A 21,483-nucleotide genomic window follows, 5' to 3' on the forward strand; every position below is an offset into this window, starting at 1 on the left:
GCACCCATGCTGGGCGCACGAAAAAAAAGAGTTCAGGCCAGTGGCCTAAACTCTTTTTACGCCTCTTGGGCATTTTGTTCGCCAAGCAGCTGCCGGTGCTTAGCTGCGGCATTTACTTGTTCATCGGCATGATAGCTTGAGCGCACCAGCGGACCAGCTTCACAATGACTAAATCCCTTGCTGAGAGCTATCTCCCTAAGTTCATTAAATTCATCCGGGCTGTAATATTTTACTACTTTTAGGTGGCTTTTCGTCGGCTGCAGGTACTGGCCGATCGTCATGATGTCTACATGGTTAGCCCGTAAATCGTCCATTACCTCTAAAATTTCCTCTTTAGTTTCACCAAGCCCCACCATCAGACTCGACTTAGTGGGAATACTGGGCTGCATTTCTTTTGCCCGCCGCAAAAATTCTAGAGACCGATCATATTTAGCGCGAGCCCTTACTCTTGGAGTTAACCGCCGTACCGTCTCAATATTGTGATTAAGAATATCTGGTTTGGCATCCATTAATGTCTGTAAGTTTTCTTCCTTTCCGCCCATGTCTGAAGGCAGGACTTCAATTGAGGTAAATGGATTTTTCCGTCTAATGGCTCGAACAGTTTCTGCGAATACAGCAGCGCCACCGTCCTTTAAATCATCGCGGGCAACAGCAGTGACGACAACATGTTTTAAATTCATAATTTGAACAGAGTCCGCCACGCGCTCCGGTTCTTTCCAATCTAGTTCTGTTGGCAGACCCGTTTTTACGGCACAAAAGCGGCAAGCACGTGTGCAAACATCCCCCAAAATCATGAAAGTGGCTGTTCTTCTCGTTCCCCAGCACTCGTGAATGTTAGGGCAGCGAGCCTCTTCGCAAACCGTGTGCAAGTTCTTTTCCCGCATGAGTTTTTTTAAACCTGTGTACGATTCGTTTGTATTGAGCTTTATTTTCAACCAGTCTGGTTTTCTGACTCTTTCCTCATCCTTACTCATTTGGTTCCCTCCTTGCTTGGTATCTATGTATAATAAGTATCCTTTGTCACTTTAACATAAAGCAATTAAAATTCACAAGCAAATTAGACCTTTCACTATGCTCAGAAGCACATAATTGCACTTTCATTTATTCTTTCTTAGGTTGGCTTCTTCTGTTACCAATTATTAGTGATAATGATTTATGCAAGATTTCATAAACTAAGTTCGTACAATAACTGGAAAGGAGAATTTCCTTGCGGACTGTTATGATACTTGCAGCGTTTCTGCTTCTATCCTTGCAATGGGCGGCCATGGATGTGTCAGCCAACCAGCAGGAAGCAGACCCCTATCTGGAAAGAATGAAACTATATAAGAAAGTGGAAACTGTGACGCAAATTCCTTGGTATTACTTGGCTGCTGTTGACCAATATGAAAGAAGCATCCGCCAAGTCCGCCGGGATTTGCCAAAGCCTGACAGTGTCATTGCGATTTATTTTCCGCCTGAAAAATGGGCTGGCTTAACCAATCCCAATCCCGAAAATGAAAATCCAGCTATTATTCAGTTTTTTAATGGATTTGGGGTAGATGGGGACGGGGATGGTAAAGCCAGCCTAAAAAATGATGAGGATGTTTTATACGCATTTGCCAATTACCTTCTTTCCTATGGGGTAGACGACGAAAATATAAAAATTGGTCTATGGAACTATTACCATCGTGATAAATCCGTTGGGATTATTACTGGAAAGGCAAAAATGTACAGGCATTTTGGCCGGCTGAATCTTGATCAAAATGTTTTTCCCGTTCCTCTGCGCAGCAATCACAGCTATCGAAGTACTTGGGGTGATGCACGCGGTTGGGGCGGCCGCAGGATTCATGAGGGAACTGATATCTTTGCCGGATATGGTGTGCCAGTACGAGCCACATGTTATGGGATTATTGAGATGAAGGGATGGAACAAATTTGGCGGCTGGAGAATCGGCATTCGTGATATCAATAATACCTATCACTATTTTGCCCACTTAAGCGGTTTTGCCAAAGGCCTTCATGTGGGCCAGATAGTCGAACCAGGTATGGTGATCGGCGGTGTTGGAAGTACAGGATATGGTCCGCCGGGAACCTCAGGCAAATTCCCGCCTCACCTGCATTATGGAATGTATAAAGACAATGGCTTAACCGAATGGTCATTTGATCCTTACCCACACTTGGCCAAATGGAAACGATTAGAAAGAGCGAGCCTTCGAAAAAAATAAACATATATTTATAAAAGGCTCTGTTAAATGATAGTTGCATGTATTAACTCTCTTTATAGAGGGGAAGGCGCTCGACTCCTCGAATTCATGCGTGGGCGAATTCGAGGATGAATTTCAAAAAGTCCTGCGGGAGTATGAGGGACTGAGGAGACCCGCAGGTGCTTTCATCGCCGAGAAGGCTCCCCGGCACGCCCGCGGGTTCAGGAGCGACTGGAGCGAAAATCAACAGCCTAATTTAACAGAGCCATAAAAAATGCTGTTGAGTTGCAAATCAACAGCATTTTTATGGATTAATTTTCATTACCTGTTTTATTGGTATCCGTTTTCTTGTCGGGAACTTGAATGGAAGGTGATGTGCCCCCGCCCCCATTATAAAACTGTGGTACATCTCCATAAATTAGAGCACTGCCTACAGGAATACTTTGTTTAAGCTTGGTAATTTTCGTAGCAAATGGAGTAATAATCTGTACAGAGACCTCAATTTCGACTGAAACTTTAATCCAGGTATTATTTATTCCTATATTTTCGGATTCAATGTGCACATCCGGCTCGACTTCACCAATAGCATTAAATTTTACCGGGATTTTAGGACCAAGATTCCCCAATAACGCAATATTAGTGGCTTGACCTAACGGAACATACCAAACAATCCCATCTTCCTTTCCTGTATCTTCTGTTTCAATTTCCACGTCGGTCAATTGCTCAAGTGATGCAATATTACCCTGCCTTGCCGACTTCAGATTCTTTTGTATTTGAGCAGTTGTTTCAGCTAATACCCTGTTAATTAAGTCGGTGTTCAGCTGTGCATTTTGTCCGGTACCATTTTGTCCGGGAGAAATTTTGATGACCTCATTATTATCCCCGACATTTGTGGTCCGTTTGGTGATTGCTCTATTTATGACTAATGAAGCAATGTTTCTTGTTTCAGTTTCGGCATATCTCATCAAAGTGGGTTCGATGCCTTTATTGACTAGCCAGACTCCGATTGCAGTGGTAAGAAGGAAGAAGACGAAGGTTAACAATAATATATACCGAAATGGCAGTGGTCCTCGAGGCCGGCGATGTTTACGAAATTTAGCCAAAAAAAATCACCCCTTCAAGCTATATGTATGCTTGGAAGAAGTGAACTAGCCCTGTTTATTGAGAAAAGCATCACGCTGTATTGTACATTGGATACGTAGAGTTAATAGCACCCAAAAATGGTTAAATCATTTTTAGCATGGCCTCTCTGCCAATCATGCCTTTATGAATTCCTAGCTTTTCCGCTTCTACGGTAACCGACTCCAGGGGAGCATCCAGAAGCTGTTCGATTGTTTTTACTCCTACAGCCCGCCCCGCAATAATATTTCTGTCCTTTAACTTTTCATTTAATAGCCCGACATCTAAAGCACCGCACATAATATATCCCTTATCACTTGTCACAACCAGCAATGTGGTTTTTGGCAGTAAAACCGTAACAGCCAAAAAGGTATGAGCGCCTATTTCGACCGGTGACAGATTAATCAATTTTCTACACTCCTTTCCTCTATACCACATTATGATAAGAGTCAAGAAAGCGTGTAATGCAGGCACCTATAGCTGCTGAAGCTTCCATTTTAAAATGTCTCTTAGGAACTCTGGTAAAAAATAATGCTTTTGTTTAGCAGCTAACACATCCTTAAAGAAATGTCCAAAAGTAAACATGTCCGGCAATGCCAACGTGTATATGGCTGATAACTCCAATTCTTTCCCATCTATACCTACAATTTCATTATTGAACTGTAAACCTGCATAGATAAATTTTCCAATCACGTGGCCTCTAAATCCTAAACCTTTAATTTGCATTTGCTGCAGGCTTTCCTGCTTCGTCTCATGGAGAATGGCCAGCAACTCCTGGCCCGTCAGTTCTATTACGCACGGGTTAATGGGATGGGGACAAATAGTCAACAAATCGAAATCTGTTACAGCACCTGCTAGTGGGCCTAACAAAAGGCCAGCATTGATCATCGCACAGTCGGTTTTGCACCACTCTTTAAGTGCCTGACACAGAAGCTTTGACAGTTCTGTTTCTTTGAAAGGATCTGCTTTTAAAGGCTGTTGTAAAAACGTGATATTTTGACTCAGCAACATTTTGCCTCTTTCAAAATAGCTCTCCGCCTGCTCTATTTCATCCTGTACTGATGGAAGCTCTTGAATGTCATGGGCAATTGCTTCTCTTTTAATGATTTTTCTCTCTTCATCTAGCTTTAACGTTATTTCACCAACATAATATCCATATTTACCGGCCGCCCCCATAAATGTGTGATTGACGATTTTCCCATTTTCAAACACATGATGGGTATGTGCGCCAAGCAGAACGTCAACTTCCGGATAGAGTTCCGCAATCCTTTCGTCCTCGCGAATGCCAAGATGAGATAATAAAACAATCATGTCTGCTTGTTTTTTTAGAGTGTTAAGCAATTTTTTAAGCTCTAATAGGGGGTCTGTCACCTTCCAGCCCAGCAGTTGGTAAAGCTGAGGAAAAGGGGCGGTCAACCCCAAGACACCGATGCGGGTACCCTGCTTTGTTTGAATAACGGTATAAGGCTTAATCCATGATGGATATTCTCCATTTTCTAAATAAAAATTGGCAGTAAGAACTTCAAATTCTGCTTCATCGTATAGATGATGCAAATCATCATGAGGCAAATTCACTCCTTCATTGTTGCCAATCGTAACCGCATCATATTGGCTGTCATTGAGAAGGTGAATACTTGCCTTACCCATGGTGGCCTCCGTATAAGGATGCCATCGGTCAATGAAGTCGCCAATATCAAATATAAGCACTTCATCTCCATTTTGCTGATGCCTGATTTTGCTTTGTTTTAGAAACTGTTGAATTCGCGGCCAGTTCTCCAAATGGCTATGAAGATCATTTGTGTGATAAATATGTATCGTTTCCATTTCGACCTACCCTGTCACTCCTTGATATATTAACCGAATTCCGACGATAATTAGTATGGTTCTAATGAGCAAAACGATGGTTTTACTTTTTAACCGGGTATTTAAGAACACACCCACCTTAGCTCCAATCCACGCTCCTGGCACCAATGCCAGGGCATAAAGCCAGTTCACATTTCCTAATGCAATATGTGTAATTGAACTAAGAATGGAAGTTGGCAAGATCATAAACATCGAAGTGGCAGTAGCGACATGCGGTGGGAAGAAGAAAAATAAAATCATGGTCGGTACCATTAAAGAACCGCCGCCAATTCCGAATATACCTGATAAAAATCCCACTACAAGGGCTATAATGATGCCTAGAGCAGGGTTAAAGCCGTATTCAAAGGTTTTGCCACTGTTATCAGTAAACGTCCGAGTAATTCCCCTATCCTTTTTGTAAGGAAGCGGCCGAAACTTATCTTTAATGATTAAAACAAAAGATACAAACAAAATAAAAGTTCCAAAATAGATACTAAATGAGTCCAAGTCGAGCTTTTCGGTCACCCATGCTCCAAGAATACTACCTGGCCCGCTGCCGATAAGGAAAATCAAACCGCTCTTGTAATCGACTGTCTTATGCTTCATATAGGCCATGGTCGAGGACAGTCCAGTAAAAATCATGGTAAACAATGATGTCCCGACGACAATCTGGGGCGTAAGATGGCTAAACGATGTTGTAAGGGTAGATAAATAGAGTAAAGCCGGAACAACAATAATTCCTCCCCCCATGCCAATCAGCGAACCGACAGAACTGCCGGCGATCCCTATTAATACTAATAAAACCCATTCCATTTGATGTCTTCACCTTCTGGTTTAATAAAATCTTTTTACATGTTTAAAATAAATCGAGCTGCCTTGGGGCTAATCCATGATATTGAATTTGCAAAAGGTCTATCATTTGTTTGGCATTGCCGGCTGCATCCCCGCCAGAGTTGTTATTAAACAACAAATAAATGTTGGCAGATTGTTGTTCTAAATGATGAATATGGTTTACCCATTCCATTAGTTCTTGCTGATTATACTTGTACAAATAACGAACATCCCGCCAATCCTCTCTACTCCGTTTCTGTCTTTGCCAGCCATGCACGTTACGTCCATGGAATCTGACAAGAGTTTGATCCCGATGGGTGGTATGCAAAACTGCTGGTATAGAGCCCTCACCTGACTGGGGTTCATCACAAATACTATGAATCCACTTTTCTGTTTCCATAAACTCTAGGGTATTCTGACGATAGGGTGGAGCATACCATGATTGGTGCCGGAACTCAAGCGCACAAGGGATATCTTCCATTTCGTGTTTGCACCAGCGTAAATAGTCCACGTTCTCTCGTTTGCATTCAAACCAGGGTGGAAATTGGAACAGGACCATAGCGAGTTTATCTTTTATTATGTATGGTTCCAATGAGTCTTTGAATGCTTGGAACATTTCACGTTTGGTACCGAAGGGGAGTTCTCCGCGCATGTGGCCAGTCATTCCTTGATAGGCTTTGACGATAAATTGGAAGCTGGGGGGAGTATCGTTAACCCATTTCAATGCGTTGCGCTTAGGTTGGATTGCATAAAATGACGTATCCACCTCGACAATCGGAAAATGGCCGGCGTATTCCTTTAGTTTATCCCTCGAGGCGATCTTGCCTGGATATAAACTTTCATGATCTCCCCAGCCTGTTAAACCAATGTAAATCATCCGGCTCACCTCCATTCATTAATAATAGCATAACCTTTTTACTATCGGTAACTTGGTATATAATCGATCGTATTTAATCCATTATCATAGAAAAACCCGCCTGCCATCATTAGCAAGCGGGTCTTTTTTCATAGTGTTAACCGATGGAACCTTCCATCTCGAACTTGATTAATTGTTGTAAAAACGTCATGAAATCAAATCCAAAAAAAGCCTTCAAACCCTTGATATAAAGGAACTTCTTCAAATAACCTAAAACCCGTAATAAACTAAACTTGGCACGGACTTGGCACGGACTTGGCACGGAGTTGGCACAAAATCGGGAAGGACTGAAGCCGCAAAAATAAGTCTTTTCAGGGTTTCAAAATGCTATATCGGCGCTTTGCCAAGATGGAAAAAAGAGAACCCTCAGACTACAATCTGTGGTTCTTTTCATATACTCACAAATCTTCAGTCCAAACATTAATTAAACATTTACATTGCTCCCAGTTCCTTTTGTTTATTACATAATCTTTAAAGTTCCTTCCATTTGTGGATAATTTTATATTTTCCTGTATTTTTTAGTAATTTATTGTAAAATTATAATGAAGTAATTAAGGGAGGAATCTACATGGTAGGTCAAGACTGGCAACAGGAGAAACTAATGGAGTTAATTGAAGATTACGAAATTCCAATTGTTAAAATTAATGAGAAGAGAAACTACTGGTTAGTTAGAACACAAGCAGGGGATTACTACCAGCAATTTTATTTTGATAATTTTATTGCTATCGGTTGGGATGAATTTAATGATTTGGAAAAAATCAGGACAACCGAAAAATCAATTATTGTAAAGGAAATGGAAGTTATATATCCTGAAAATAAAAAGCCTGGATTAATCTACAGCCAGATAAGTCGTTTTTTGTACGAAATGAAGCCAGGTGACGTTGTCATGATACCAAGTACAAATTCAACTCACATTTCGTTTGGTGTAATTGAATCCCATCCTTTTGTTCAAAAAGTGAAAGAAAGTGATATTGAGGAAGGGGCATGTCCATTTCAAAAAAGGAGAAAAATCAAATGGGAAAAAACCATTGCTAGAGAAGAGCTTGATCCTTACCTATATCGGATGATGCAAACTCATTTAACAATTAGTAATGCAGGGGAATATGCTGATGCCATCGATAGAACACTTCATTCCTTCTACTTGAAAGATGGACGAGCACATCTCGTTTTACAGGTAAAAAAGGAAGAAGAGATTGCAGCCATAGATTTAATTGATAGCATAAACAACATTTTAGAAATAGTACCTTTTATTGAAAATCCAGATAATCCTGAAGAATCTTTTGATAAAAGAGTTATAGACATTAAATTGAGGGTACAGTCGCCTGGAATAATGGAGTTCGCTTCAAACATTGCGCCTTGGGCGGTAATTGGGATTGGTGTTGTTTTAACTTACGTAGTTGGAGGTAAAATTAAGGCCACTTTTACTAAGGAAAAAACAGATATAGAGGCTTCCTCTGAAGGGCTAATTGAAAAACTTCTAAAGCATAAAAAAGAAAACAATCAACAAAAATTAAAAGAACTTGAAGAAGAAAACAAGAAAACCATTAATAATCTTAAAATTAAATTACCAGAAGAAACAGAAAATCTTCCTAAGGATAAGCAGGAAGATTAGTCATCATCTTTATATGGTGAAGAAAGCTTAATGAATTTCTTCATAAATATAAGCGAAGTACAAGTGTAAATTATCATATGGATTGGAAATCCGTATAATGTCACTTTATTTAATCTAAAAAGGAGACCGATGGTGTATTTTTGAACGAGGTAAAGAAAACCAAAAACCATCATAAAAGTGCCTATTAAAGAAAGAACATGTAGGACCTTTCTTGCATGCGGGTTGATTTTTAAAACCTCCCTTTCCATACGCCTCTCTCCTTTCTCATGTTATGATTCCTATTTAAAAAAAGAACAAAATTTGCTGTAGTATATTCTAATATTATACCCAATTAAATACAAAAGCAATATTATGGAAAAATAGGCGTTTGTATATCCCACCTCATTACGATGACTGTGGAGACAGCCAGTACCACATTGAGTCCCATTTTTTTAACACCAATTTTTATTTAAAAAATTCAAGAATATTCTTATTTAAATATTAAACTTTTACTGCTACTTACTATTATCGGGAATCTTACATTACTCCGCCAAAATTAATCAATAACATATTCTAAAACAATACGATCATTAAATCCCCCTCGTTCCTCCTTTTTCTTAGCCTTTATCTTTAATACTTTATCCAATTCAAAGTTAAATGCAGATGCTATACCTTCAATTACTTCTAATATATCCGCTAACTCTTCTTCGTTAGGAGTAGCCTTAAACTCCTCCAATTCTTCTATTAATTTTTGTAGCAACAACGGCTTAACCTCTTGTTCGGTAGCAACGTGTGTAAACGGTACTTTGTTATCCTGTTTAACGATTTGCGGAATTTTATCCCGTACTAATTTGTTATAAATTTTTTCACCCACTAACATAACGCCCCTATCCCTTAAATGAAATCCAAAACCTTTTAACGTAATCCTTTTCTATGGCAATTTGTAATTGATCATAGTCCTTCGTGTTATTTTTCATACGGTCTAACAGCTGTTTATTTCGCTCTTCCAAACGATTTATATCTTCTTCTGAAGGCAAACGGTTGGACTTTTCGGAGTTTTCCCCTTTATGGCAGTAGACCAAGTTCCATAAATCATCCGAAAACATGTAGGACCACGGTATAACATGGTCAACCGAAACCTCGTTATCAGCTATGTTTTCACCGCAATAAAAACACTCTCTTTTGCAGCCCTCAGACATTAAATCAAGGTATTGATGAAACTTCTTTAATGAAGTCCGTCTAATGTTATTTTCATCTATTGCCCTTACTTTTCTAGAAATCCGTGGACTATAATTAAAACCCTCTAACATTTGTGTCCAACGGTAATTGATTACGGTGAATAAAAAATCACTGTACTCTTTAAGAGCTAACGCATTGGTTTTATTAAAAAATACCTTGCCCTCATTACGGTCCAATTCATATATTTCGTATGTTTCACGGTTAAGATTTTTAAAACGCCAACAAACATCTTGTTTAAGTGTTCTAACAATGTTTTTTAGCGTGAATTCATATTCACGGGCTAATCCGATTGTTTTAAAGTCTATCTTTTCAAACCTTATTGGCTGTACAGACTGCTTTTTATTAAAGAATAGCGTTATTAAATCTTTAGAATAAGTAATAATTCCAGGTGGTTTCTTTAAGTTTGGACTTTGTATTAAATCAAAGTAAATTGTTTGATTCCAATAATACTTTAAACAAAGTTTTGCAATATCGTTAAAATCAAATACAACAATATCTTCAATAGGTTCGTTAGTATTAACTATTAATTCAACTAATGCCTTTGACCACGCCATTTTATATGTATTATCAAAGCTGCAATTCAAAATAAGGTCATTCCACTGTTTAATGTAAATGTCCATTGTTAAACCATTCCCCGTTATTCTAGTCAAATAATTATATCAAATATTTCCATTTATATTAACATTTATATAGAGCAAATTTGTTCATAAATTTGTCGAAAGGATTAAATAGAAACTAGTCGAAATTTCACTAATAGGAGGTGAATTTATGGCAACAAAACTAATTACTGTTCCAAGAGCGGAAGCAGAAATAAGAAGGCTGCAACAATACATAACTTTGGTAGAAGAATATCAAGCAGATACCTTGGAAAAATGGATTATCAAGGAATATGCCTACACGAACAGCATTACAGAAGTTGTTAAGAGGGCAAATGCCAAAGGATTGGCTCTTGACCAAACTTATGCAAAATCCGTTTTAAAAGGAAAGGCAAGTGACGAGCTTCACAGAATGTTAAGGTCTGGCTACCTCGCACGATTGAAACCTAAAAAAGAGAGACTTTACTGATCGTAAAAATAATCAAATCAACTCTAATCTCCATTTAAACCGACTCTTATTATTAAAATGGTCAAATAAAAACGTCACCCATCTTAGGTGACTGTTTTTATTCTGATTCTGATTTTACTTTATTAAAAGCCTCTACAAATCTTCCTAATGCTAATTCTGGGTCATGCTCTCTGTAATCAACTATAATGTAATTATATCCTAATGACTCAGCATATTCTTGTTTAATTCGGTCATTCTCTTGTTCTTGCTTCAGTGTGCGTCTACCATGTTTATTTTTATCTCCACTAAAAAAGCTTTCATGGGTGTAATGTTGCTTGCCATGCACTTCTACAATTGTATTTTCAAAAGGAAGCATAAAGTCATAGCGTCTTCTGGAGTCGGGAAACTTGTATTCTTGTATAAATTTGATACCTTTTTTCTCAAGATATTCCCGAATGATCCTTTCACCTTTTGATTCAGTGCATATTGGGCAGCCATATCCCGACTTATAATCTCTTGGGGTAATCCAATGTGCTTCGTGCCCACATTTGAAATCAATAAGGACTTTAGTTCCAGAAGTTATATATTCACTTAATAGTGTATGACCCTTCTTATTTACCAATTCAATTAATTTTTCCTTTGCCTGTTCTAGACTCTTACCGCTACACCTTGGGCACCCAAAGCCCCTTTTATAATTTCCTTGCCCTATCCAATAAGGTTCATGTCCGCAATTAAAGTCAATTAAGACTTTACCTTTTGCACTGGTGTATTCACTTAACAAAACATGACCTCTCTCTTTGACAACCTCAATTAGATCCTCTTTTGATTGTTCTGAAGATGTTCCTAGACACCTGCGACACCTGTTACCATTTTTATAACCACTAGGTGAAATCCAATTTGGTTTATGTCCACATTTAAAGTCAATTAGAATTTTTGTATGACCACTTACATAATCACCACCAACCCATTCATGACCATTTTCTTTGAGTAGGTATTCTAATTCAATTTTAGAATTATCACTTTTCAATTTAGCACTTTGATTAGTCCTTTTCCTTCCACACGCCATACAACCATGACCATCTTTATATTCAGGTGGTTTAATCCAATGTGGATCATGTCCACATTTAAAGTCAATCAGCACTTTATTTTTACTGTTAGTATACTCACTAAGTAATTCATGCTCATTGGATTTAACTAATAGTTTGAAAACTTCTCTACCTCTGGATGTAAACTTCTCTGATAAGTGCTCTCCTCTACATTTTGGACAACCAATCCCTCGCATATAATGATTAGGTTTTAACCAGTGAGGATCATGTCCACACTTGAAGTCAACAAGAACTTTAGTTTGAGAATTAATGTAATTACTTAATAATTCGTGACCATTTTGTTCTAACAATTCTGCAAACTCATCCAAACCACGTTTAACCTTATACACATAACTACCATCCTTCTTATACAACTTAACACTATCAGCTAATTTAATCCCTCTGTATGTGTTGTTTTCTTGTTGTTGCTGTTCCATTCCGATTCACCTCCTATGTTATTTAGTGCAGTTTAATAAAAAAATACCAACCCATATAAGGCTGACCAATGCATGATGTCGCTTAATTCAAAACCTTTACTCCGACTATACTATCGAATGCCACCCGTTCAAATTCGCAAGGCTTCACCTCTATCCGAAGTTCATGAGTTATCGGATCAACGTAATGGACACGACCAGAAATGTCGTGAGTAAATCCCTTATGCCATACGGTAAGCTTTACCGCTTGATTGTATTCTGTTGCGTATGCTATCCGCAGGTCAAACTCCTCAGTCTGATTTTCGTCTAATAACGGCTTAACAGTTCGAGCCTGATCCTTGAACATTTTACTGGTCATTTCGAATGCTAGCGGTATAAAAGAAGCAGTCTGCCATTTCATTTTACCACGGTCACGTATTGTCATAATGAATCATCTCCTTTGATACCATTATATACGAACTAACGTTCTGTATGTGAATAAATTTAAAGACCACATTTACAGCGGTCTTTGACAAAATAGTTTCTCCTTGAAGTTTTTCCTATTTGGGGGTTAAACTAGGTATCCCCAATATTTCCTTCATATACTTTTTAAATGCATCATTTTTCCAGAATCCCAACCGAATCCCGTCAATTCCTCTAGTCATCAGAACATAGTAAATATTCAACACAAACAAGGTAAACTCTTGTGCATTTTCTGGGCTTTCATCGTCTTTGGAGAACTTGCCGTTTACATTATGAAAATTCTCTGGATTGCCGAATAATCGGCCCTGTGCGTCGACTTGAAGATCATTGCCGACTAAAACGCCGACTTTATTCAAATCGATTCCCTGAACTGCAAAGACGGAGCCAATCTGCTCCTCAGCATCGGCATCCTCTGAATTAATCCAATTTTCTTGAGTGGAATTCCATCTTCGTTTGATATTTCCTTCACGCCAATGAGTGATTGACGGGTCTTTGCCATCAGCCTGCTTCCAAGGTTCAACTAATCCACCTAGCACGCGGTTTATATGTTCAGGATTGAAATTTCTGTCTTCTTCTACCCAGTCAATTAAATTCTTTAAAGGTTCTGTTTCAAAATATCCAAAATAAGCATCAGCATCACTATCTTGGAACACAGCTCTGTCAAATTTCGAGTTAAAATTTGTTTGTTCTAATAGACCTGTATCCTTATACAAAAGATATTTTATGCCATTTACAAAATCTTCTGAGGTATAGCTCTTTCCTGCTGGAGCTTGGATTCTAAATTGCGTTGTTAAGTATAACTTTTCAAAGTCTTTGGTTGCTTCATTGAATTGCGCACGTGTCATATTAGCAGGGCGAATAGCTTGCAATACGTCATACATTAACACGATTTGACGGCCTAATTTTTTTAAAGCCTCCAAGTGGTTCTCATCCTGGGCAAATCTTCCCTTATACACTTTGTTGAAAGATGCCATTTGCTTGGAAAATTTTCTAGAAAGCTTATGAGATTCGTCAACAATTACAACATCATAATTTTCATCGGCATTAATCAGCTGTGTCGAGGTAGCAAGTGTCAGGTTACTGTTGTTCATTCCATATACTCTAAAGATATCATTTGCCGTTTTAATCCAATTAGGCTGCAAAACCACTGCTATTCGCTTATTAGGTTTTTCTTTCAACAGCTTAGCTACCAAATGAGTCATCAATACGGTTTTGCCAGTCCCTGCATCGCCATTAATCACAAAGCTTTTATCAGGATTCGATTCAATCTCCTTAAGAAAGTCCATTTGCTGGATTGTTAATTCTTTGATTGGGCTATATTTGACCAGCGCTCCATTGCGCAACTCCTCTAAAGTCGGTGTGCTTACCCATCCATTAGGGTATAGCTCTTTTTCCCAAAAAGGCAAAATGACTTCTGATGCAACCTTTTCTCGTTCTCGGTAGTCATTGACGCTGTTTCCATTGGTCCGATTAATTATCTCATCATTATCATATTGAACCAGCTGCTTTTTAGATTTTGGATTGTCGGCCATAAAGTAGGTTATCAGCTTGCTTTCGACATCATCTAAGGCTGAACCGTTGAAATAGGATGAAATAAGAATAATTACTTGGTCGAAGTCTGCTATATTAAATTTTTCCTCTTGACCATTGTAGTGCTGCTTATTCCTCTCAGTAAAGTGTTTCGTTTGACCAATGTAAATCTTTTTCGACTTCGTTCCTTTGTAGATATAAACGACATTGCCATTTCTAAGAATATTTTGTTCAGGATGGCGAAGTTTATAGAAACCTTCCAATTCTCCATTTTTCACTTTCAATGTTATACAGTTGTACTTAGCCACTGCTTAATCCACCTCATCCAATTCATTATATTTCTTTTTTTGACCAAAGCTTTTGGGAACTGGATATTTTCGGGCATTTTTAATCAATTTTTCAGTGATGATCTCATCAATATCAAATCCTAAATTATCGGCCATCATATAAGAGTAAATCAGCACATCTGCCAGTTCTTCTTTTAGTCGCTCAGTATTTTCCTTGGATTCCTCTGGTGTTTTCCATTGAAATAATTCCAATAATTCATTTGCTTCTAGAGAGATGGAAATGGCCAAATCTTTTTCATTATGAAATTGCCGCCAGTTGCGCTCATCTCTAAATTGATTAATCCGCTTCATTGATTCACTCATATTAAATTCCTTTCATACCTTCCAGAAAATATTTCTGGTTGACCATTTTTTATATGGTTTTATTATAACAGTAGCCAGGGGAGAACGTATCTGCCCGTGGGGCTTGACCCCGTCAGCTAAACCGTTCGCCCACTCAGCCTGTGGCAAAAATTCGATTAGTCAAACTTATTATAATAACGCGTAAACAAAACTTGGATAATTCGGTACAGAGGTAATGAGTTCATCATATTTATCAAGTAAGTCCAAGACATCTTGTAATAGATGTGCTTCAGTCGGAATTGCTCCTGCTTGATAATATTTCGCAGCAATATTGGAATATTGATAAAACCAGCCTGTAGAGGTTGGCTTATTAATTCGCAAATCAATTGGCCCAGTAATATACCCAGTAGTGTCCCCTAATTTTCCCAGCAATTCACAAGAGCAACTTTCTAAATATCGGCTGTGCTTTTGACGACGAGATGAAGGTACTTTCTTAACTGAATTCAGTCCCTTTAAATAATCAACTCCCTGATTTAAAGATAAATACATGCCAGACCCATCCTTGGCCAGTAAAAATACGCAAAATAAGTGAAATCTTGTTGTCGTCGTATATTGTTTAAAACAAATTGCGTCCCAAGGCACATCTGACTCAAATGTTTGCCCTGACGAGCCATAGATGTGTAATGTTCGTGGAGAATTACCAGCTAACAAATAATTTAATCGTTTTGGAATATCCCCTTTTAATAATAGTCGATTATTGATCCCATGTGCTTTGTCCGCCAATACCTGTTCAAATAATACTTGTAACATAACTATATCCCCCCACCTTTGTTATAAACCCATAAGAATATTTTAAAATATCCGTGAGTTATTTTCATTATAATCTTCCAAAAATTACAATGTCAATTAATAAAATGCTGTATTTTTAGGTTTTTTTTAAATTACACAAAAAAAACACTTTTCCAAAATGGAAAATTCGAATATAATTAGAATAACAAAAACGAGAGGGTATGATGGTTTTGACACAGATAAATACACAATCATTAAATGAATTATTCAAAAAAACTCGATTAAACAATCAACTTACTTCATCTGAAATGGCTGAGCGATTAAAAATCAGCTTGACTACATTATCAAAAATTGAAAATGGGTTACGCCAAGTAGATGCTGAAACTCTTCTACGTTTGATGCACCTGTTTAATATTTCTCCATCACTTCAAGAAATGGAAGATTCAAACAAAACATCTTTACCGATGTACACAAATGATCAGTACGTGGAAAAAACACTTAATCAAATAAATAAAATTATGCAGCGCTTTCCAAAGTTACGCGAAGAACCCTTCAAAGGAAATCCACTAAAAGAAATGGTCGTAGACGAACTGCCAGTGCTCATTACCAAAGCATTCTTTTTAGATGAAAACGACTATAAGATTACAGGTAGTATCGGAAAAGGCCAATTTGCGGAGGTACCATGGCTTTGCGTGTTCTTAAAGGACATCACGAAAAGCGCAACGAAAGGTTATTACATCGTTTTTTTATTCAGTACGGATGGGCAAAGTGTCTACATGAGCTTGAATCAGGGTTGGACATTCTTCCATGAAAAATACGGCACAAAGGTTGCACGAAAAAAAATCCAGGTTGCTGCACAAAACTTAAAAGGAGAATTATTACTTAATGAAAACGAATGGATCACTGGACCAATCGATTTACAAGCGCATGGTATTTTAGCGAAGGGATACGAAGCAGGAAACATATTTGCAAAAAAATATTATTTTAATGAATTGCCGAGCATCACACAATTTAAAGAAGATTTCTATACATTACTACAATCGTACAACGAAATTAATTTGCTGCGTGGGAAACGATCTGTTGATGAATTCACGGAATCTCTACTATTACTTGAAGACGGACTATTTTTTGACGTAGATGAGGATGAAGACTTCAACCTAAATGTGCAAAAAGAGCTAACAAATTTAGACGAAGAAGCGGATATGAATCAAGAGAATGATGCAAAAAAAGCTCGACAACCAGTTATTCAAAAAGGTGGAAAACCAAAATATACACGCCGTGTTAAAGTTGCTGCCGCTGCATTAAAGAAGGCACACTATAAATGTGCACTCGACGAAAACCATACCACATTTACAAATAAATCTAGTGGCAAACCTTACGTCGAAGCGCACCATCTCATTCATATGTCTACACAAGGTAATTTCGAATATGAGCTCGACTGTTTGGAAAATATCGCGAGCTTATGCCCTACATGTCACCGCTTACTACATCATGGGGCAGACCACGAGAAAGAACAATGTATAGAAGCACTCTACGACAAAATGGTTAACGGCTTGTCCAATAAAAAAATCTATCTACCATTACCTGAATTGAAAAAGCTTTACCAAATGGATAATTAATAAATCGGAACGCATGCGAAATAGGATCGACATAATGAACACGGCCGATGATACCAGAATTAACCCCGTTATCCCATATCGTCGCCTTACCAGATGGTTGTATTCGGTTGCGTAAGGTATGCGTAAATCAAACCCCGAGGCTGGGTAAATTCCCAGTCTTTTTTATTTTCACTAGGACTTATATCGTATGCAAAAGTTATACATAAACAGGTAGAACTAAAAAGAGCAGCTACATCTACTGTAGCTGCTAAAAGATTGGAGGATTTTTTTGCAATTAAAATCAAAAAGCACTTGAAAATAAAACGTCAGCTTTTAAGTCTGGGCTTTTAATCTTTGCAGCCGCTTTTGCAAGATGCCTTTCTTTTTTTCAAATACCTTTAACCGTGATTCCCGATAGTCATGATATTCAGCTGAACGATGAACTTGGTACGCCACCATTTTGTACACCTCCTTCAATGAAGATTAATTAGTGCCTCTTCCAATTTGCTTAATTTCTTATTTTCATTCTTCATATCATCAGTGATCTTTTTAAACCCAACAGGAGTTAACCCCAAGCAATTTGAATAAGTCAAAATATCTTTTCGTAAGGTTTCTAAGACACCAATGAGAGGACTTTTTTTCATGCTGTCATTGTTCCTTGTTGTGGGTTCAACCACTTTAAATTTCGACTTTTTCAGTTCTCTTAAGAGGTCATTATATTGCTCGATTAAGCCAGAATAAATTTGAATGGACTGGTCAAATTCTGGTCTGTAGATTCCCAGTCGCTGCATATTTACTTTGGTCTGGTTTTCAATCTTGCACATAATGTCACCTCCAACTTTTTTCAAATGTACCGCGTATTTAGAAAAGCCTCCCTTGGCGCCGATCTTCCCATGAGCTTAATTTAATCTTAGACCTAGGGGGGATTTATTTTAAATCAGTCGTAGCCATTCCATAGCATCCTGTTGGAGTGCTGCCATTAAATCACGATCATTAAGCTTTCCATACCTTTTATAAAGCTTTTCTCGAATTTCTTTCTGCACTGGAACCGAAAAAGAAAGAACTCGATTATCATGCTTGATTTTAGTTTGCCTTTCACGATCTGCGATAGCTTCAAGCATTAACTTTTGATCAAGGCTATAAAGGATTCCTCGAACATAATCACCTATATCCAGCCCTTCTTCAGCAGCTTCTTTTATTACTGTCTTCCGTAAATCTTTTTCCAGCCATATCGTGCCTTGGTTAACATGTCTGCCTGTCTTAGTCAATGTCAATCCTTCAAGGCTGTGCCTCTCTTCTATTGCTCGTTTAATCGTTTCCTCATGATTATCCAGATTCCAGCGGCTTCTTAATCTACCTAAAGCTTGCACATCGGCATTTCCCAAAAATATTGGAAGTAGGTTTTCTTCTGGCGGAATCATATATTGAGTTGCCCGTGGCTCTGAAACATTCAAATCAATTACTCTCATTTAGTCTGTCTCCTTTAGCATTTAATTGTTCTAAACCCACTCTGAGAAAAAAGTTATCCTGGTATTGTCGAGCTTTTGCCTTGTTTTCTGGTTTCTGCCGATATTTGCGATAATACGCTTTCCGTCCTTCATCAATCAGCGCTTGAATCTCGGCATCCTTTTTCACTAATTTCACCGCACTTCTTTAATTTTTTATTTATTTTATTATGTGTAATTCAGTTAATATTTACGCATACTATATACTTTTGTTTACAACAAAATGAACCATTAGACCTTTTAGGGGTTCATAGCGTCGAAGTATCTTCTTAACCAATCAACCCATATTTCTATGAAATCAATTACCCTTCAACACAGACCGCTTTCCAGTACCACATCACCTGCTCTAAACAAGTTTAAGCCGATACTGTTTATAAAAATGATCTGCCGCTATTATAAAAAATTCGAGACCTTATACTCAAAAGAATTCTATAATCCGCCCCATTTTGTTTAATCATTCTAATCTTTATTCCAAAGAACGACCACAAAAACCATACATTTATTGTTCGAATATGGTTTTTGTATGGTTGGTTTCAACCTTACAGCCCCAAGGTTTTCATATCAAATAACCACAAAACCACAATTTTTTCCTAAAGTTATTTTTTTATATTTTTTTATCAACAAGATAATCTTTATTTATTTTAAAATAAAAAAGGGTACCAATATTAAATATATAAAAATTTTAAAATTAATTCTTTAAATAATTTTATTTAACTTTTTTTGAAAAAAAATTGTGGTTTTGTGGTTTTTTCTTTCAACCTCTTGAGAGAGTAGGAATTGGGCTGAACACAAAAAAACCACATCGACCATAATTTAGTAAGAAATTGTGGTTTTTGCGGTTTAATAACTTACTTTTCTCTGAATAACCAGTCTGATTTTCCTTTGACTGATGTATTCTTGAAAACTAAGCTGTGAACTTCTAATATAGTTTCTTTTAATTGCTTATTGGTTAGGGGAGTTCCGCCAACATTCTCTTTATGCCATGTTAGATAATCATTCCCGTTATCGTCATTATAAACTTGAGGAGAACGTTTATTGATAAAATACTCTTTACCTTTAGAACGAACCCAAGCAAGGGCCGTATTATTTTCTTCATGATAAGATTCCGTATAATCCCTAACCTTTTTACATTCCGTGAACTTCCGATTTTTGTATAACCGTTTATAAGCATCGATCACAAGCTTCAGCCAATATTCCAAAGCTTCTGGCGATGTTAATTTTTTTTGAATGTCTGGGTCTTTAACCTTTGGCTTTGCAAGAGCAGGACACCAAACAGCCCTTCGTTTCCAAGCTTCACCTTTTTCATTAGATTTCAATATATGGTTCGTTGTAAAAATCTGAGATGCAGAAATGGGTTCATTTATAGCCACTTCATACAACTTTCGCAATTCCATGTCGTCATACGCCGCCAAATTCTTAAGGGTTTTCATTTGGTTTTCGTTAATCGGTTTGTTTTTAAGGTCATCACTGCAATTAGCAAGTTTCCCTCGCATACTAAACAAATACTTTTCATCCGTGATACGTTCCAATGAAATGGATGAAACATTTTCAGCCCCTAACAAACATCTTATGACATTCATTAAAACACCTTTCCCATTTTTGCCGTCGCCTTTGAAAAATGTTGCTCGCTGGAAATCTTCATGGCGCTTTACATTAAGATCGGTAATCAAACCGTGCGCAATGGTTTCCAGAATGAATTTAATGTAACTCTCATCATTTTCAGTAAACGTCATGAGGAAATCATCCACGATTGATACAGGTGCAACATTCGGGTAATACGGAATATCGATGTAATAAGGCGTAAAATCTGTATAATCCCTATCCAGCCATTGTCCATCATACAAACACCCATTTTTAAATTTTATAACCCATCCTTCTGATGGTGCTTTAACTGATGGCGCACAAAATTCAATCTGTCTGATTACTTCGTTAACATACCGAGTCTTTTGCCCTTCAAGTTCTTTTGCGATGGCGAGTTTGACAACATCACCTGTACGATAATGATTTTGAATGTAAACATATAGGCAGCCTTGAAATTTTACAATTTTTAATTTATCAATCAAAAGCCTAGCTACCTGATATTCGTTATTTTTTTCAGCCTTGATTTTGTCATCTTGAATGATTATGTCTAATTCCTTTTGTGTTAATATAGCCGCGAATATTTTCCCATCTGCATTTTCGTTTATAAATCTCATCATTTTCTCATAACTTTTTAAATGCCTAATTTTAAATTTATGAGCGAATAACATCGCCTTTTTTTGATTTATTTCACTAGAATTGATTTCTTCTTGATCCATTTCCTGATAATCTGAATCATCTGCAAAGTTATAACAATCCTTTGCATCTTTAATATGGGTTAAACATTCTGGCAGTTCTTTTAAGATACCCTCATTATCAACCCATTCACTTTTTTCTGTCATTTCATAGTCAGCATATTTAATTATTTTCCATTCGACTTCAAAACCTAAAGCACAAATCCCTTTCGGTTCATGCTTATAAAAAACAGGTTTTTTGAACCACATTAGAGCACTACCGCTATCTGTCCACCATATTTCTGTATCAATATCCAAGTAATCACGTACATATTCGGCAAATTTGTCTGACACATCCACCGCTATTAAATCATCTGTTTTTGTAAGCATTGCTTTCTTTTCTGTTTTTTTTACCAAAAATAAAAACTCCTTTAT

General features: G+C 37.5%; 23 protein-coding genes. 4 read left to right on the top strand and 19 right to left on the bottom strand.

The genetic code is table 11. The annotated features are described in order from the left end of the window. Window positions 1–56: 56 nt before the first annotated feature. Window positions 57–974, bottom strand: coding sequence for a lipoyl synthase (lipA, locus tag BN2425_RS16355; protein WP_042461718.1), 918 nt, complete (start codon window positions 972–974; stop codon window positions 57–59). A gap of 290 nt (window positions 975–1,264) precedes the next feature. On the opposite strand from lipA, the gene BN2425_RS16360 reads away from it, so the two are divergent. Continuing rightward, window positions 1,265–2,203, top strand: a complete 939-nt coding sequence (locus tag BN2425_RS16360; protein ID WP_319922083.1) for a M23 family metallopeptidase — start codon at window positions 1,265–1,267, stop codon at window positions 2,201–2,203. A gap of 290 nt (window positions 2,204–2,493) precedes the next feature. Here BN2425_RS16360 and yunB read toward each other — a convergent pair whose 3' ends face one another. From yunB to BN2425_RS16385, 5 genes are all read right to left on the bottom strand, one after another. Continuing rightward, a complete protein-coding gene (yunB, locus tag BN2425_RS16365; RefSeq protein WP_042461722.1) occupies window positions 2,494–3,285 on the bottom strand; it encodes a sporulation protein YunB in 792 nt (263 codons plus the stop codon). Window positions 3,286–3,406: 121 nt separating this feature from the next. Then, the gene (locus tag BN2425_RS16370; RefSeq protein ID WP_042461725.1) at window positions 3,407–3,709 is read right to left on the bottom strand and encodes a YunC family protein; all 303 of its coding nucleotides are present in this window, start codon (window positions 3,707–3,709) and stop codon (window positions 3,407–3,409) included. A gap of 66 nt (window positions 3,710–3,775) precedes the next feature. Further along, window positions 3,776–5,125, bottom strand: a complete 1,350-nt coding sequence (locus BN2425_RS16375; protein WP_042461727.1) for a bifunctional metallophosphatase/5'-nucleotidase — start codon at window positions 5,123–5,125, stop codon at window positions 3,776–3,778. A 6-nt stretch (window positions 5,126–5,131) separates the two neighbouring features. Beyond that, entirely contained in the window at window positions 5,132–5,956 is an 825-nt protein-coding gene (locus BN2425_RS16380; protein ID WP_042461729.1) for a sulfite exporter TauE/SafE family protein, read from the bottom strand. A 43-nt stretch (window positions 5,957–5,999) separates the two neighbouring features. Then, window positions 6,000–6,851: a DUF72 domain-containing protein gene (locus BN2425_RS16385; RefSeq protein WP_042461731.1), complete on the bottom strand. Its 852-nt coding sequence runs from the start codon at window positions 6,849–6,851 to the stop codon at window positions 6,000–6,002. A 607-nt stretch (window positions 6,852–7,458) separates the two neighbouring features. Between BN2425_RS16385 and BN2425_RS16390 the strand changes: the two genes are divergently transcribed. After that, window positions 7,459–8,502, top strand: a complete 1,044-nt coding sequence (locus tag BN2425_RS16390) for a hypothetical protein (protein ID WP_042461733.1) — start codon at window positions 7,459–7,461, stop codon at window positions 8,500–8,502. Here BN2425_RS16390 and BN2425_RS16395 read toward each other — a convergent pair. From BN2425_RS16395 to BN2425_RS16405, 3 genes are all read right to left on the bottom strand, one after another. Beyond that, complete coding sequence (locus tag BN2425_RS16395; RefSeq protein ID WP_042461735.1) at window positions 8,499–8,750, bottom strand: hypothetical protein; 252 nt, start codon at window positions 8,748–8,750, stop codon at window positions 8,499–8,501. The genes BN2425_RS16390 and BN2425_RS16395 overlap by 4 nt on opposite strands. A gap of 287 nt (window positions 8,751–9,037) precedes the next feature. Then, window positions 9,038–9,355: a nucleoside triphosphate pyrophosphohydrolase gene (locus BN2425_RS16400; protein ID WP_074433076.1), complete on the bottom strand. Its 318-nt coding sequence runs from the start codon at window positions 9,353–9,355 to the stop codon at window positions 9,038–9,040. Between the two features lie 13 nt (window positions 9,356–9,368). Further along, a complete protein-coding gene (locus BN2425_RS16405; protein ID WP_042461738.1) occupies window positions 9,369–10,340 on the bottom strand; it encodes an HNH endonuclease domain-containing protein in 972 nt (323 codons plus the stop codon). Between the two features lie 148 nt (window positions 10,341–10,488). On the opposite strand from BN2425_RS16405, the gene BN2425_RS16410 reads away from it, so the two are divergent. Further along, entirely contained in the window at window positions 10,489–10,785 is a 297-nt protein-coding gene (locus BN2425_RS16410) for a hypothetical protein (protein WP_042461740.1), read from the top strand. Window positions 10,786–10,882: 97 nt separating this feature from the next. Here the strand turns inward: BN2425_RS16410 and BN2425_RS16415 are convergent, their stop codons facing one another. The 5 genes from BN2425_RS16415 to BN2425_RS16435 form a co-directional block, all read right to left on the bottom strand. After that, window positions 10,883–12,286: a PDDEXK family nuclease gene (locus BN2425_RS16415; protein WP_052352912.1), complete on the bottom strand. Its 1,404-nt coding sequence runs from the start codon at window positions 12,284–12,286 to the stop codon at window positions 10,883–10,885. Window positions 12,287–12,368: 82 nt separating this feature from the next. Further along, window positions 12,369–12,707, bottom strand: coding sequence for a YolD-like family protein (locus tag BN2425_RS16420; RefSeq protein ID WP_042461742.1), 339 nt, complete (start codon window positions 12,705–12,707; stop codon window positions 12,369–12,371). A 115-nt stretch (window positions 12,708–12,822) separates the two neighbouring features. Continuing rightward, window positions 12,823–14,583 carry a DUF2075 domain-containing protein gene (locus BN2425_RS16425; protein ID WP_042461744.1) on the bottom strand — a complete coding sequence of 587 codons (1,761 nt, stop codon included), beginning with the start codon at window positions 14,581–14,583 and terminating at the stop codon, window positions 12,823–12,825. Window positions 14,584–14,586: 3 nt separating this feature from the next. Beyond that, the gene (locus tag BN2425_RS16430) at window positions 14,587–14,925 is read right to left on the bottom strand and encodes a nucleotide pyrophosphohydrolase (RefSeq protein WP_042461746.1); all 339 of its coding nucleotides are present in this window, start codon (window positions 14,923–14,925) and stop codon (window positions 14,587–14,589) included. Window positions 14,926–15,093: 168 nt separating this feature from the next. Next, window positions 15,094–15,714, bottom strand: a complete 621-nt coding sequence (locus BN2425_RS16435; protein ID WP_042461748.1) for an MrcB family domain-containing protein — start codon at window positions 15,712–15,714, stop codon at window positions 15,094–15,096. A 209-nt stretch (window positions 15,715–15,923) separates the two neighbouring features. Here BN2425_RS16435 and BN2425_RS16445 point away from each other — a divergent pair, with 209 nt between their 5' ends. Next, window positions 15,924–17,312, top strand: coding sequence for an MrcB family domain-containing protein (locus BN2425_RS16445; RefSeq protein ID WP_195891960.1), 1,389 nt, complete (start codon window positions 15,924–15,926; stop codon window positions 17,310–17,312). Window positions 17,313–17,624: 312 nt separating this feature from the next. On the opposite strand, the gene BN2425_RS23360 is transcribed toward BN2425_RS16445, so the two are convergent. The 5 genes from BN2425_RS23360 to BN2425_RS16465 form a co-directional block, all read right to left on the bottom strand. Continuing rightward, window positions 17,625–17,750, bottom strand: a complete 126-nt coding sequence (locus tag BN2425_RS23360) for a hypothetical protein (protein WP_264757813.1) — start codon at window positions 17,748–17,750, stop codon at window positions 17,625–17,627. Between the two features lie 14 nt (window positions 17,751–17,764). After that, window positions 17,765–18,115 (bottom strand): P27 family phage terminase small subunit, encoded by a 351-nt coding sequence (locus tag BN2425_RS16450; RefSeq protein ID WP_042461750.1) that lies wholly within the window; start codon window positions 18,113–18,115, stop codon window positions 17,765–17,767. A 108-nt stretch (window positions 18,116–18,223) separates the two neighbouring features. Then, on the bottom strand, window positions 18,224–18,760 hold the full coding sequence (locus BN2425_RS16455) for a hypothetical protein (RefSeq protein ID WP_042461752.1): 537 nt from the start codon (window positions 18,758–18,760) through the stop codon (window positions 18,224–18,226). Further along, window positions 18,747–18,935, bottom strand: coding sequence for a hypothetical protein (locus tag BN2425_RS16460; protein ID WP_042461754.1), 189 nt, complete (start codon window positions 18,933–18,935; stop codon window positions 18,747–18,749). The genes BN2425_RS16455 and BN2425_RS16460 overlap by 14 nt, the downstream gene beginning before the upstream one ends. Before the next feature lie 709 nt (window positions 18,936–19,644). Next, entirely contained in the window at window positions 19,645–21,465 is a 1,821-nt protein-coding gene (locus tag BN2425_RS16465; protein WP_042461757.1) for a DUF5906 domain-containing protein, read from the bottom strand. Window positions 21,466–21,483 lie beyond the last annotated feature (18 nt).

Source organism: Neobacillus dielmonensis (genome assembly GCF_000612665.1).
Lineage (GTDB): Bacteria > Bacillota > Bacilli > Bacillales > Cytobacillaceae > Neobacillus > Neobacillus dielmonensis.